Source organism: Pseudomonas sp. LBUM1669, from assembly GCF_059695705.1.
In genome coordinates this window covers 30,059-42,834 of the sequence record NZ_CP166786.1, presented here as the reverse complement: position 1 = coordinate 42,834, position 12,776 = coordinate 30,059, and the positions used below count along the sequence as shown (strand labels likewise).

Genomic DNA, 12,776 nt, shown 5'->3' with positions numbered 1-12,776 from the left:
CGCCTTCTGTCCGTTATTCTAATCTGTCCGTCAAACGTCTGCAAGTGTTGTTTGCCGGACAATATCGCAATGACCGCTTAACGGTCGTTTGACGGACAGGGACGGCTTGCAGTCAATATAGTCCACTGTCTATAATTTGGATTGTGCAATCCAAAAACAAAGGAAAGGCAAAATGAAGGGGTGTCTATGACCGCCACGCTGAACCCGACCGGGCAGGCGTATGCCGAGTTGCAAGCCGCATTCGACCACTACAACAAGGCTCTTTTCGATGGTCAGTTGCCGCCTTGCTTAATCACTATGCAGCGCGAAAAGCGTACTTACGGCTACTTCTCATCGCGCCGGTTCATTCACCGGCAAGACAAGAGTTCTACCGATGAAATCGCACTCAACCCCTCATATTTTGGTGTCGTCCCGCTTTTAGAGATTCTGCAAACCATCGTTCACGAAATGGCTCATGCGTGGCAGTTCCATTTTGGCGAACCTGGGCGACGCGGCTACCACAACAAAGAGTGGGCCGAAAAGATGGAAGCCATCGGCCTGATGCCGTCCAGCACCGGCCAGCCGGGCGGCGCTAAAACCGGCGAAAAGATGGCTGATTATGCGATAGAAGGCGGCCTGTTCCTTCTCGCCACGGCCGAGTTGCTGACGACTGATTTTCGGATTTCTTGGCTCGACCGGGTGACGCCTGCGCAAACGAGAGTCACCGCGATTTTGAATGGTATGGAAGGCGGCGAAGACGGAGAAGACAGCGAGCTGGCCGGGATGCTTACGCCTGCAACGGGCGGCCGCTCAAACCGCGACAAATACCGTTGTCCGTGCTGCAAGGTTCAGGTTTGGGGAAAGCCGGGGCTTAGCTTGTTGTGCGGTTCTGAGGGGTGCAAAGCTGCCCGATTCGAGTTTGCAGGCACATAGCTACTGTTTCGCTACTATTTTTGTTTCTTCAGCGCCTTTCCGCTTGCATCATTTATAGCCTAAAGACTATCATCGCCTCTAACCGGAACGATAGTGGCCACCTGTGATGGCAAAGGTACTGAATGAACACTCTAACAGCCATAAATCCACCGGCTGAATTCCTCAGCCACAAACATGATTTTTTAGGCGTATCTCCCTCCGCAATCGGCCCGATCAAGAGCTTCGGAAAGTGTCCCTTGTTGATGCTTTCGATTGCCCTGGCGATCATCATCCCGAATGCCTGTATTGCGGCCCAATCGGCGCAAATGAAGCTCGGGATGCTGCCCGGAGCGAACGCGAACGTCAGCGATCTTGACTTTCGTTATCGCTTCAGCGGCGATCCATCGCTCAAGCCGTTGCGGGTTTACAACAACTCGATCACGACCACTATCGAGTTTGCTAAGACCTCGGATGACAAGCCGCCGACGTTACAAATTGAGGGGGTGCAGAAATACTTAAACTCGACCGTCAAGCTTTTCAAAGACCCTGATCGCTTGATAGTCGATGGGCTATTCGATAGCGCCGAACTGGTTTACAGCGGCACCAAAAAAGGCAGCGTGACCATCGAGCGTCTGGTGAAGACCGGAACCGGCTCGAAGGGGCTGATTTTGCCGCCCATCAAACCCGTGCCTGTGCAGGCGCAACAGAAGGAGGCGGCCACTCCGGTTGTACCTCCCGCCAAGCCTGTCTTGGGTGGTGCTGTTGTAGTGCAATCAGCTCCGACACCACCAACTGTTCAGGCCGAAGGCTTCACCAAACCAATTGCCAGCGTCTCGCCGGTTGCTCCTGCATCAGTCGTTGCCGCCCCTCCGATTGCCGTGCCCCCAAAACCTCTGCCGCCGCCGATCCCAACGTGGACGGTTTCACCGCAGGACAAGACGATTCGCGAAGCCCTCAAAAACTGGACCCTGCGCGCCGGTTGGACGTTTGAACCTGAGTACTGGACGTTGCCGATGGACATTCCTGTTACGGCCAGCGCCACGTTTTCGGGTGACTTCAAATCCGCTGTACGTCAACTCATAGCGGCAACGGAACTGAGTGATACCCCATCGCAACCGTGCTTCTACCAAAACCGTGTTGTGCGAGTGGTGCCCATTAACCAAGTGTGCGACCAGATGAGTGCCCGCTGAATGGAATCTTCTGTGAAAAAACTCAATGTTCTTCCTGCCGTCCTCGCTATTGCGGTGGCACTGGCTTCTGGTTGCTCAACCTATCAAGACAAGAGAGACATTGACGGTCTTGAGGAAGACGTCGGGAGCGCGACAAAAGATCAGGTTGCGCGAAATATGAAGTCGCTGACGCTCGATGCCAGGCGCGCAGCTCAAGACGTCAATCGACCGTACATCACCGGCAAAGCGATTCCGCTGGCTCGGGAAGTGACTTTGCCCGCACCGCTGCGTGGCACTGTTAACACCACACTGCTGTTTAAAGATGACGCGGACCTCATCACATTGGCAGCGCGCATCACTGATGCAACGGGCATCCCTGTAAAAGTCATGCCGGATGCGCTGTTGCCGATGGAAGATTTCGGCCCACGCTTAGACAGCAGACCGGGCCAAGGCGCTTCCGTGGGCTTTGGTGCACCAACGACGGTAAGCACGAACCCGGTTGCGCTAAGTTCGCCACTGCCTGTTGCTGGAGCCTTCCCGAATGCCCCTGTGCCGGTCAGCACGGCACAAGTTCCCGTAGCCAAAAGTAGCATCGCGGGGCAGGCCGGCAATCAGCTTTTGGCTACCACCCTGGACTCCGCCGCAATGCGCTTGAATGTGTATTGGAAGTGGGACGACAACCTTGCAGCAATTGTCTTTTACAGAACAGAAACCCGGATGTTTGAAATCCGCGGTGCCGAAATGGCGGCCAGCTCGGCGATGTCGATCGATCTCGCTGGAGGCGTTGATAACTCCGGCACTAGCGGCCTGAACAGCAAATCTAAAGCCTCTCTTGACATTCCAGAAGTCAAGGACGGCCCAATGGCAGGGCTGGTCGAGCGCGTAACGCAATTTATGTCCCGCTCGGGCAAGGTCGCAGCGGGTGCCGGTGGGCTGCTGGTGGTCACAGACATCAAGTCTTCATTGGACCAAATCGAGAAGTTCATCAACCAAGAAAACAAGATGCGCTCGCGCCGCGTCGACTTTGTGTTTGAAGAAATCACCGTCGAGCGTACAAGCAGCTCTCAAGCGGCGCTCAACTGGAATTTGATGTTTAGCAGTGGCGGCTCTAGCAATGGCATAAACGTTGACGGGTTGAATTCCTTGCTCGACCAAGAAGGCGCTGCGATGTCGCTGGGCGCGTCGGTCGGGTCGGGTCAGTGGGCAGGCTCATCGGTCAGCGCGCAGGCACTGAGCAAGGTCGGCAAGATCGTGGGCCGCAAGATGGATACCTTCGGTGCGGTCAACGGCATGCCCGCTACGTCGGGACGCCCGGAGCGTCAGAAGTACATCGACAAGCTGGAGCAAACAGCCAGTAACTCGGATGCGAGTCAGCCAACAGTGACAGTCACTCAGGCTCAAGAAGTGTCGGGGCGAATCATCACCGTATTGCCGTATGCGTACTCTGACGGCGATATCAATCTGGCCATCAAGTACGACAACACCCCAACGCCGATTTTTGAAAAACAGCCAGTGGGAACGGACGGTAGCTTTGTTCAGTCGCCAAAGTCGGTCAGCGATGTTTTGGTGCGCTCGGCCATTGTGCGTAGCGGACAACCCTACGTGGTCAGCGCTACTACCGCGAACAACGACACCTACAACGAACGCCGAACTGATCGCAACGCGCCGATACTGTTGGGTGGCTCCGACATCGCTGACAAGACGGAACGCGTCACGGTCTTTGTACTAACTGCGTTGGTACGAGAGAAGTAACCATGATTAACGCGATTATTATCGACGCGAATAAAGAGACGTCCATTGTTTTTGGCGGCATAGCCTGGAAGCCATTGATCGGCTCCAATCTGGCTGGCCAGTCTGAGAAGTTTGCCGTCTCGAACAAGGCAACCCACTATGTCGCGGCTGGTGAGCATTCAGCGGCGGTCGGCACCATAAAGTTACCGGCAGACAAACAAGAGGATAAAGGCAGGAACTTCTATTCGGCAGCCGCCGTATTTGCTCAAGCGCATCAAAGTGGTGTTTTGATAACCACTCAAGAAATGCTCGATGGCCGAGTGTGGGTTGTAGCTGCGCATGATGGTGTAGTAGTTCGTGATACCGACACCCTGTTATCGCACGCCGAAGCGCAAGAGCTTATTGCCGATGTTAAACGGCGTCATGCTAACGCTGTAGTCATCAAAGGCGAGTTTGAAACACTTCAGTATTTGAACTCGAAGTCACAACTCGTACCAGTAAGGAATGCGCTACAGAAAATCCCGAAGCCTGTAAAAATCTTCGTGGTATTTCTTGTGCTACTCATGGTTTTTGATACGTCGTGGACCCAGTACAAAAAGTATAAAATCAGACAGGCGCGTGCCCTTGATACATCGCAGTATGTCGATGCACATGCCGAGTGGACGAACGCACTAAATCAGTGGGCAACAGCAGTAAAGCCGGATGGGCGCTCTGGCCTAATAAATCTTTACGTCGAACTTGGTAAAACCCCAATGAAAATAGGTGGTTGGAGCCAGTCCGAAGCAAGTTGCACGCGCGCACCAAACGGGTGGAGCTGTTCGGCTCGCTATGAGGCAGGTGTGAACGCAACCAACCTCAGCTTTATACAAAATATGCCGAAAGGATGGACTGCAACATGGGACGGCCTGACGGCCGCTATAGGAAGCTGGTCAGTCAATGTTGAGCGAAAGAGTATCAACAGGGCCAGTATTCAGAAGATTTCTGATTTCAGTTTGGTGTATATCAGTTCGTTGCAACAGATTCTTCCTGCCTTTAAGAAGGTCACTCTAGCATCGCCGACTGCTGTTGCAGTTCCAGAGCCTCAGGTTTATATCAACAGAGGCCAGGGCGAAGAACTTGTGCCGGTGCCGTATCCAGATGCAAATACGGCGGGTATTGAGTTGCCAAGCGTTCAGACGTTTGAAATGGAAGGCCCGCTGCGGACTATGGCTGTTTTACCGTTGATTAATGAAACCGTAATCAAACAGTTGCGATTTGTGGTTGGTAGTCACGGGTCGGTTCCTTCCCTTCGTGACAGCATTTATACAGCCAAATTGACTGGGGAAATCTATGTACGCTAATTCCGTAAAGCTGATCGCATTTGCTTTTTCTTCATTGCTTTGTTTTGCCGTGAACGCCAACGAAATTGGGGCCGCAAACTCTGTTGGTGACGCAGCGCAATCTGTTAATGAAATGCTGCGGATTGATGCGGAACGAGCAATTTTGACTGAACAAAAAATGCTTGCTGAGGCCCAAGGTCGCCTTGGTGGGGCGCCGATACTTGGTGGTGTTCCAGGCAACGCTAACGTCAATGGCAGTACAGCTACGCCAGAAGTCGAGCCTCCTAAACCGGTGGTTGTTCCTGTTCGCATGGAAGTTCTAGGGATTTTTGGCCTAGGCGACAACTTGCTTGCAGACGTGGCTATTGATAATTCACGGGTTCGATTCAAACGTGGCCAATCGGCCCCACTTGGTGCCAGTGCTGATTATCCGTATCGACTTGTTTCTATCAATGTTCCGTGCGTCAAGATCGCAGAAGCGAACAAGACTGAACATAATATTTGCCTTAGCAAATCGGGCCTGTAGGAGATTGATATGAGTAGTGCTACTTTATCTTTCAGTAGCTTAGTTCAAGGTCAGGCCGCAACTGTAGAATTTGCAGAATTGGCAGACGCGCAGAACGACGACAGCAACATCGTTCTAAACACAAAACCGGACTTGCTTAAATATTTGGGCTCGCCGGTCGCACAAAGACGTACCGAAATTGTTGGTGAAAAGCTCGGCAGCAAAATCTGCCCTATCCAAACTTTGGATGGACAGTGGGTTATTCTGGCCTTGCCGGATTATGCCAAAAGCGATCTTATTGATTCGGTCAAAGCTAAGTGCGTTGATGCAGGCGCTCGTAAGGGCGAAGTGCGCGTTGTTAAAGTTACACCGTACTTGTTGCTCGCTCACAGTCAGCGCGAAGGATATGACGTTATTGAGGTTGCGGCGGACGATGATACTTCCGGCCACTTCGCCACCTTTACGGACATCATCCGTTACGGCATTGATAACGGTGCTTCCGACGTGCATCTAAACGTCGAAGACGGCGAGCCTCAATCGCAGATTCATTTCACAATTGAAGGCCAGTACACAGCGCCTCCGCAATGGCGTATGGACACTGTACGCCTGGAGGAACTAATTAACGTCGCTTGGCAGAAAGGGGCAGGCGGTGGCTCAGCGGTGTTTTCTCCAAATACTGAAGCCCAATGTCGTTTGGTGCTGAGGATCGGCGGCCAGCGGATTATGTGCCGCTGGGCATCGATGGCAGCGGATCGCGGCGTTTCCGTCACATTGCGGCTGTTGAAGCTGGACCAAGCGACTGAGCGTAGGACGCTGGAGTCTCAAGGCTTTCTGCCAACTCAGATTGCAATGTTTTTGCGGGCTCAAACGGCTGAAGGTGGTGCAATTGTGATTGCTGGGGTTGTTAACTCTGGTAAATCGACAGCCCTGGCCGAACTGATCGAGATGATTCCTGACCATAGGAAGATCATTACCATTGAAGACCCTGTGGAATATATGAATCGCAGGGCGCTACAAAACACTGTGGTGCGCTCGCTCGATGGCTCGGATGAAAACGCCTTTACCTCGAAGCTAAAGACACTTAAACGCTCTGCGGCGAACGACATTTTGCTGGGTGAAATCCGTGATACACAGACGGGTGATGCAGTTGTCGACATTACAGGGTCGGGCACAAACCTTTATTGCACTGTCCACGCAAAATCGAATGTTCAAATACCTGAGCGGCTGGCATCCAAAGCAATTGGAATCCCTGTGGATTTTCTTGCGTCGCCGGGAATTTTGAACTTGTTGGTCTATCAGGCGCTTATGCCAGTTCTGTGCAAAGATTGCGCGAAGCCGTTATCTAGTCTTGGCAAAACAGGTGGGATGGATCGTCGCGGCATCTATCATGATGAAATGTATTGGGCCGAATACATCGAACGCATCGAGCGGCTATTTAAAATTGATAGTTCGCACCTTCGGATCAAATGTGATGAAGGTTGTGATTCTTGCAAACGCTCGGACTTGCCTCAGTTGAATGGCTACAAAGGTCGCACGGCTGTTGCGTCGATGCTGGAACCACAAGTTGACCGCGAAATGTTACGGCATATCCGTCAAAACGATACACTTGGCCTTCAAGAATATTGCGAGTCACTCGACAGGACTCCAATTGATGATCCAGATATGACGAATAAGTCAATCATGGAATGCGCCATGTATAAAGCTACGCTTGGGCTTATTGATCCGCGAGACATCGAACAAAAAACGATGGCGTTCGATACGTTCGAGCGAATCATGGATAAGCGGAAGCCTGTAGCATGAAACTCAGTAGCCTTGTTGAACGGTGGACGTTCAAAGCGACTCAATGGCTGCGTAGTCACACCATTGCGGGCATGACTACTGACGCAAAGATCGCTTCGATTATTTTTGCTGGCAAGCGTTCGGACTACTATATGTTCCTGGCTGACACAATTTCGGGAACCCGTGGTCGCAAGTCGCTTGTCGATATTTTCATGAGCGACGTTGAGCGATACGGGAATTCAGCACGCGGCAAGCTTTCGCTACATTGGGCAAAACAGTACAGAGCAGGTGGTGGCAGCCTTCAACTAACCTTTGCAGGTACATTGCCATCGGATGATGTCGCAGTTCTCCACACGCTGTTGCGTAATGGTGGTGAGCGAGCATTGGAAAATGCACTTCGTGATTTGTCAGAGAACAGTGCTTTGATGTCGAAAGCGCGAATGATTATGCTATTTACAACGCTCGCGGGCCTTGTTTGCTTGTCAATGACTCTTGGCATGTTCATCGCAATGCCGTCTTACACCGTACCAAAAATTGTTGATGCTTTTTCAATGCTTCCGCTGAGTGAATACCCAAAATCAGCAGCGTCATTAGTTGCTCTTGCTGATTTTGTTAAAGACTCATCCGTTATGCTTGTGATGGCGGCAGTAGCGATTGTTTCTGTGGTTACATGGTCGCTTTCGTATGTAACTGGCAAGCCGCGTGAGTACCTTGATAAATACGGCTTTGTCTGGGGTTTGTATCGGGACTTTCAAAGCATTAGATTCTTATCAACGCTTGCGGCTTTGGTGCGTGAAAGCGATAATACTGCTGTTAATCTTAAACCAGCACTTATAATGCAAATTCATGGTGCTTCTCGTTGGAAAAAGTATCACTTAAACAAAATCCTCGAATACGTAGGGCGCGGTAAAGTTGGACCTGAGATTTTTACCACGGGCATTATGGATCAGACCATGCAGTGGTACATTTCTGACTTGATCGAATCTAGGGGATTTAGTGATGCGCTCCAGTATGTCAAAGAGCGCTTGAAAGATCGCGTATTGAAGCGAATAACCGTTCAAAGCCTTGTTGTGGCATGGGTGTTGTTACTTTCGTCGCTTGCTGTGTCCGCTTATTTGCTTGCTTGGCATTACTCGGCAATTGATGATTTGAGACGCTCCCTACAGTTGTACTTGGGTTGAATTCAGTTACATCGAAAACTTAATTTTGGAAAATGGAGTTGCAAAAATATGAAAACCTTTAACCAAGCAAAACGCCAACAAGGTAACTACCTCCTGGGTATCGGTATCGGCATCATGATTATGCTGATCTTGGCTGCCTGGGGTATTCCGAAGGTCAAGGGCTACTTGGTCGAGGGCGCGATTCCTTCTGTTGCAGAAGAAATTCAGCGTTTCGTTTCGCGGGTGAAAGTGTCGTCGCAAGGTGCAGGCACCACCCCGTATACCGGCTTGACTCAAGCCTCTTTTGCCCGTGCGGTAAAAGGCAGCAGTCTCGAAGTCGGGGCTGTTTCTGGCCAAGGCACTGGTTCTACGGTTGTGCGTCACGGTCTTGGCGGTGGGGATGCTGGCTTGGTGACAATTTCAACGACCGGCGCCACCTTCGCGCTGACCTTCGATGACGTAAGTGATTCTGCTTGCCCCGGTTTGGCCGCAGCTCTCCAGCGTAATTTCGACGCCATCACCATCAATGCCACGGCGGTTAAAGCAACTGACGCGAACAACGTAGTGACGCAAGCCTACATCGCTGGTACAGCGGCTACCCGCTGCGTTGATGGCGACAACAACCAATTCGTTTTCACTGTTAACCGTAACTAAGCGCAAAGGAATGACGAACGTGGCGTACCCAACTCTGAGACACCCACGCATGGGCAAAAGTCAGCGTGGATTCGCGCTGATCCAGGTCATGATCGCGATTATGATTCTGTTGTTTTTGGCCGGGTTGAGCGCACAGAAATACTCCACGTTCGTCAAGGAGGCAGCCGCTGAATCGACGGGCAGGTATCTCATCACTGTCCGTACAGCGGTTATCAAAGCGCTATCGACCTACGACGCGGCATTCACCTTGGTTGATACCAGCACTGCCCCGCCGGGTGTTTACCCGGTTCCGCCTGCGTGGGCTGTGTTCTCCGGGGCTCAAAAAACTCTGTCGGTCAAAGACCTCAAAGACGCCGTTCTGTTGTCCGATTCTTTCCCCGATACCCCGCCGGTCGGTCGGTCGGTACACGTACAGATTTTGCGCTCTGGAGTGTGTCCGGGTGATACCTGCAAGCTGGATGCTTATGTCTACACCTGCTGGCCGATCAGCGCTTTGCAGCCAGTCGGTGCAGTCAATAACACGATCTGCCCGGCCGCTCCCGCCGGTACGGAATTCGACGCCAATATGGTCGGTTCGGTACTCGGTGCCACCGAAGGGTATGGCGCGACCAATTACTTGGTTCCGGCAACGATGAGGGGGCCGCTATTCAACATATCGGCAACCACTTTGGGACTACCTGCAAATAGCCCTGGCAATGTCGCCGTTCTGGCATCGTTGAATGACTCGATGTTCAGTCAGTTCGTGCGTCAGGGCGATACCCGTCACATCTTCCTAAAGGACAGTTTGACGGTCAGTAAACAAGTGTCCGCAGGTGAGGGGCTGCTTTTGCCCACGAACTCTGTGGTTGGCCAAATCTGTACAGGCGAAGGTGTTTACGGGACCAGCACCCGTGGCTCTTACGTCATTTGCACGGGGGGACGCTGGTTTGAGCTGAACAACCACATTCTGCTTACCTCCCAGTCAATGGCCAACGGCGAAACGGTAGTTCCGCCATCTTGCCCTGGAGCGAGCATGCAGCCTTTCGCTTATATCTCGCTCCAGAATTCCGACGTAACCATGACCGGCTCTGATATTGCCATTACTGGTGTGCTGGGTGGTGCGATCACGGGTACAGGTAATGTCAGCAGCGCGGGAGCAGTCTCTGTCAGCGGGACGTTCAACGGTACAACGACCTCCGGGCCGGGCAGCGCTATTCGGGTTGCGCAGGGCGCCTCGATTGTTGCCTCGAAAGTGGTGATTACTCCAGCGTTTGCAAACGCCAGGGCGCTGGTTATGCAAGGTTGCCGCTATCTCTAAATCACCTTCAGGACGGTGCGAGCCAGATGAACACAATGATTCGGACAATTCTCATAGCCCTCTCGCTTGCGAGTGGGCCAGTGCTGGCCGACACCAAAGTGGAAGTGGATTCCTGCATGGCCAAGGCTGCGGCACTCCATCACGTTGATTTGAGCCTGCTCCGCGCAATCGCCAAGGTCGAGTCCAACATGAACCCGAAGGCCGTTGGGAATAACACCAATGGGACAAGCGACACCGGCCTCATGCAAATCAATGACTGGTGGTTGCCGACCCTGGCCAAGCACGGAATCAAGAAAAGCGATCTGCTGGACACCTGTACCTCGGCGTATGTCGGTGCGTGGATTCTGGCTCGCTCGATCCAACAACACGGGAACACGTGGCGCGCTGTGGGTGCGTATAACTCCCCTACACCGAAGAATCAGCAAATCTACGCAGACAAGGTTAACAAGGCGCTGGCACAGCGCCCGTAGCACTTCCATTCAACTCTTTACACATGGATCGAGTACATGAATATCTGTCACCGACTCGCAAGGGCCACCAGCTACGGCGCACTGCTGCTCAGTTTCAGCGCCGCCGTGTTTGCAGCCCAATTGAAGGAAAACAGCGCTGACATTCAGCACGTCGTCAACATTCCTGGGATGGCCATCAACATCAATCCGGGTGGGACCGGATGTAATCCGGGGCGCCATGAAGTATGGGAGCCCACACAAAACGGCTGCTCCAATATTGAGTGGGTTAAGCAAACTGCCAGGGTAGTCAGTGTGACGGCTTCACCGCCCTCGATCTTGGCCAACAACATTGCGGCAAGCACATTGACCGCCACCCTCGTAGATGGCGACGGGTACTTGGTGGGGTTCGGGATTCCTACAAGCTGGGGCACCACAAATGGATGGCTATCGAACACTTCGACAGTCACTGATGCCTCCGGTAAAACGTCCGTTGCCCTGCGTGGCACTGTGGCAGGTTTGGCTACTGTCACCGCCGCCGCTGCGGCGGGAGCCGCCGCCGCGAACGTAACGCTCGTTCCAGACGCGTCGACCTCTCGCGTAATCAGTTTGGTTCCGAGCCCTGCATCTGCACCCGCTAACTGGACTGCCGCAGGCCTCTACGCGACGGTAAGGGATGCCTACAATAATATTTTGCCAGCCGGGCAAGCCGTTTACTGGGCAACAACATTGGGCGGTTTAAATACTGGTATCTCGTATACAGACGGTAACGGCGTGGCGGTGGCAGCCATTTCGAGTGGCACACAAGGTCTATCGACCATTTATGCACGAACCGCAGTTTCAGCGAATGCCGCCACCAACGTGACATTTACCGCACCACCGTCTACAGCGCCTGTATTGACCTCGTTCAGTATTGGAGGTGATCGGTTCAACGAATACCAAGTCAATACCAGTGGTAATACGATCTACTCGACCACTATTTTCATGTGGGCCGCTACAGGCGCCACAAGCTACACACTTACCACTCAAGATGGATTTGTCTGGTGGAGTGGTACAGCGACACAATGGAATGCAACCAACGTATTCCATCACCCGGTCAATGCGAACCTGGGGCCAGCAGTTTTCACTCTGACTGCCTACAACAGTAATGGTCAAACAGCAACCGCAAGCGTTCAACCTAAAATCATTTACGCTCGACTAGATCATTAAGATCGAAGGACGAAAATAAAAACCCGCTCACTTATCGAGCGGGTTTTTTTAAATGTCCTTCGGAAGTAAAGCATCGACCTTTTGCCGAACCTCTTTCGCAAGAGCAGGCGGCATATACCCCTCGTAATAAACCCAATCCTTCGGCACATCGTTCAGTACAGCCAGCACACGGCCGATATTCTGACCGGCTGATTGCTTGGACATACCACAATGCTTGCCAGCGTCTGTGATTGTTTTCCCAGCGACAAAAAAAAGCTCAGCCAAAGTCACGACTTTTTCTGAGAAACCGAACAATCGAGGTCGAATATCAAGCCGAAATTCATCGGCGGTCATTCGCGTGTTTTTATCCATTACGTCACCGTGCAAATAAAAAAACCCCATCCTACGATGGGGTTTGCAGTTCAGCCACTTTAGCGCATTAGCGCCCTTTGGCAGCCATCTTGTTGCGCGGATCGGTCGCGATGGTCTTGTTCGACGGGTCTTTCTCATCGCCGTAGGCATAGAGCGTTGAGTTCGGGATTGGGCGGTTAGAGCAGCCAGCCGAAGACAGAATCACCAGACCGATAAGGGAGCAAGCCAACAGGGATTTTGCAGTTTTCATTCGATTCACCATGTT

General features: G+C 52.4%; 13 protein-coding genes. 11 read left to right on the top strand and 2 right to left on the bottom strand.

Annotation, left to right across the window (positions count from 1 at the left end):
* Positions 1-186: 186 nt before the first annotated feature.
* The 11 genes from ACA051_RS31670 (at position 187) to ACA051_RS31620 (ending at position 12,160) form a co-directional block, all read left to right on the top strand.
* Positions 187-912, top strand: coding sequence for a SprT-like domain-containing protein (locus ACA051_RS31670; RefSeq protein ID WP_497376065.1), 726 nt, complete (start codon positions 187-189; stop codon positions 910-912).
* 122 nt (positions 913-1,034) lie between these two features.
* Positions 1,035-2,081, top strand: a complete 1,047-nt coding sequence (locus tag ACA051_RS31665; RefSeq protein WP_497376063.1) for a TcpQ domain-containing protein — start codon at positions 1,035-1,037, stop codon at positions 2,079-2,081.
* 12 nt (positions 2,082-2,093) lie between these two features.
* Positions 2,094-3,812 carry a hypothetical protein gene (locus ACA051_RS31660; protein ID WP_497376061.1) on the top strand — a complete coding sequence of 573 codons (1,719 nt, stop codon included), beginning with the start codon at positions 2,094-2,096 and terminating at the stop codon, positions 3,810-3,812.
* A gap of 2 nt (positions 3,813-3,814) precedes the next feature.
* Complete coding sequence (locus ACA051_RS31655; protein WP_497376059.1) at positions 3,815-5,131, top strand: type IV pilus inner membrane component PilO; 1,317 nt, start codon at positions 3,815-3,817, stop codon at positions 5,129-5,131.
* Positions 5,121-5,636 carry a hypothetical protein gene (locus tag ACA051_RS31650; protein WP_497376057.1) on the top strand — a complete coding sequence of 172 codons (516 nt, stop codon included), beginning with the start codon at positions 5,121-5,123 and terminating at the stop codon, positions 5,634-5,636. The genes ACA051_RS31655 and ACA051_RS31650 overlap by 11 nt, the downstream gene beginning before the upstream one ends.
* A gap of 9 nt (positions 5,637-5,645) precedes the next feature.
* Positions 5,646-7,415 (top strand): ATPase, T2SS/T4P/T4SS family, encoded by a 1,770-nt coding sequence (locus tag ACA051_RS31645; protein WP_497376055.1) that lies wholly within the window; start codon positions 5,646-5,648, stop codon positions 7,413-7,415.
* Positions 7,412-8,575, top strand: a complete 1,164-nt coding sequence (locus ACA051_RS31640; RefSeq protein ID WP_497376053.1) for a hypothetical protein — start codon at positions 7,412-7,414, stop codon at positions 8,573-8,575. The genes ACA051_RS31645 and ACA051_RS31640 overlap by 4 nt, the downstream gene beginning before the upstream one ends.
* A gap of 48 nt (positions 8,576-8,623) precedes the next feature.
* Entirely contained in the window at positions 8,624-9,208 is a 585-nt protein-coding gene (locus ACA051_RS31635) for a type 4 pilus major pilin (protein WP_497376051.1), read from the top strand.
* Positions 9,209-9,257: 49 nt separating this feature from the next.
* The gene (locus ACA051_RS31630; protein WP_497376049.1) at positions 9,258-10,505 is read left to right on the top strand and encodes a pilus assembly FimT family protein; all 1,248 of its coding nucleotides are present in this window, start codon (positions 9,258-9,260) and stop codon (positions 10,503-10,505) included.
* Between the two features lie 26 nt (positions 10,506-10,531).
* Complete coding sequence (locus ACA051_RS31625) at positions 10,532-10,975, top strand: lytic transglycosylase domain-containing protein (RefSeq protein WP_497376047.1); 444 nt, start codon at positions 10,532-10,534, stop codon at positions 10,973-10,975.
* Positions 10,976-11,011: 36 nt separating this feature from the next.
* Positions 11,012-12,160 carry an Ig-like domain-containing protein gene (locus tag ACA051_RS31620; RefSeq protein ID WP_497376045.1) on the top strand — a complete coding sequence of 383 codons (1,149 nt, stop codon included), beginning with the start codon at positions 11,012-11,014 and terminating at the stop codon, positions 12,158-12,160.
* 48 nt (positions 12,161-12,208) lie between these two features.
* Here the strand turns inward: ACA051_RS31620 and ACA051_RS31615 are convergent, their stop codons facing one another.
* Complete coding sequence (locus ACA051_RS31615) at positions 12,209-12,511, bottom strand: TrfB-related DNA-binding protein (protein ID WP_497376043.1); 303 nt, start codon at positions 12,509-12,511, stop codon at positions 12,209-12,211.
* A gap of 67 nt (positions 12,512-12,578) precedes the next feature.
* Positions 12,579-12,761: a hypothetical protein gene (locus ACA051_RS31610; protein WP_497376041.1), complete on the bottom strand. Its 183-nt coding sequence runs from the start codon at positions 12,759-12,761 to the stop codon at positions 12,579-12,581.
* Between the last annotated feature and the right edge of the window lie 15 nt (positions 12,762-12,776).

What these genes read in the sequence shown, in the direction of transcription:
- ACA051_RS31625 (WP_497376047.1), top strand. Translation starts at nt 10,532, where the DNA reads ATGAACACAATGATTCGGACAATTCTCATAGCCCTCTCGCTTGCGAGT.
- ACA051_RS31620 (WP_497376045.1), top strand. Translation starts at nt 11,012, where the DNA reads ATGAATATCTGTCACCGACTCGCAAGGGCCACCAGCTACGGCGCACTG.
- ACA051_RS31630 (WP_497376049.1), top strand. Translation starts at nt 9,258, where the DNA reads ATGGGCAAAAGTCAGCGTGGATTCGCGCTGATCCAGGTCATGATCGCG.
- ACA051_RS31640 (WP_497376053.1), top strand. Translation starts at nt 7,412, where the DNA reads ATGAAACTCAGTAGCCTTGTTGAACGGTGGACGTTCAAAGCGACTCAA.
- ACA051_RS31615 (WP_497376043.1), bottom strand. Translation starts at nt 12,511, where the DNA reads ATGGATAAAAACACGCGAATGACCGCCGATGAATTTCGGCTTGATATT.
- ACA051_RS31645 (WP_497376055.1), top strand. Translation starts at nt 5,646, where the DNA reads ATGAGTAGTGCTACTTTATCTTTCAGTAGCTTAGTTCAAGGTCAGGCC.
- ACA051_RS31610 (WP_497376041.1), bottom strand. Translation starts at nt 12,761, where the DNA reads ATGAAAACTGCAAAATCCCTGTTGGCTTGCTCCCTTATCGGTCTGGTG.
- ACA051_RS31670 (WP_497376065.1), top strand. Translation starts at nt 187, where the DNA reads ATGACCGCCACGCTGAACCCGACCGGGCAGGCGTATGCCGAGTTGCAA.
- ACA051_RS31650 (WP_497376057.1), top strand. Translation starts at nt 5,121, where the DNA reads ATGTACGCTAATTCCGTAAAGCTGATCGCATTTGCTTTTTCTTCATTG.
- ACA051_RS31665 (WP_497376063.1), top strand. Translation starts at nt 1,035, where the DNA reads ATGAACACTCTAACAGCCATAAATCCACCGGCTGAATTCCTCAGCCAC.
- ACA051_RS31655 (WP_497376059.1), top strand. Translation starts at nt 3,815, where the DNA reads ATGATTAACGCGATTATTATCGACGCGAATAAAGAGACGTCCATTGTT.
- ACA051_RS31635 (WP_497376051.1), top strand. Translation starts at nt 8,624, where the DNA reads ATGAAAACCTTTAACCAAGCAAAACGCCAACAAGGTAACTACCTCCTG.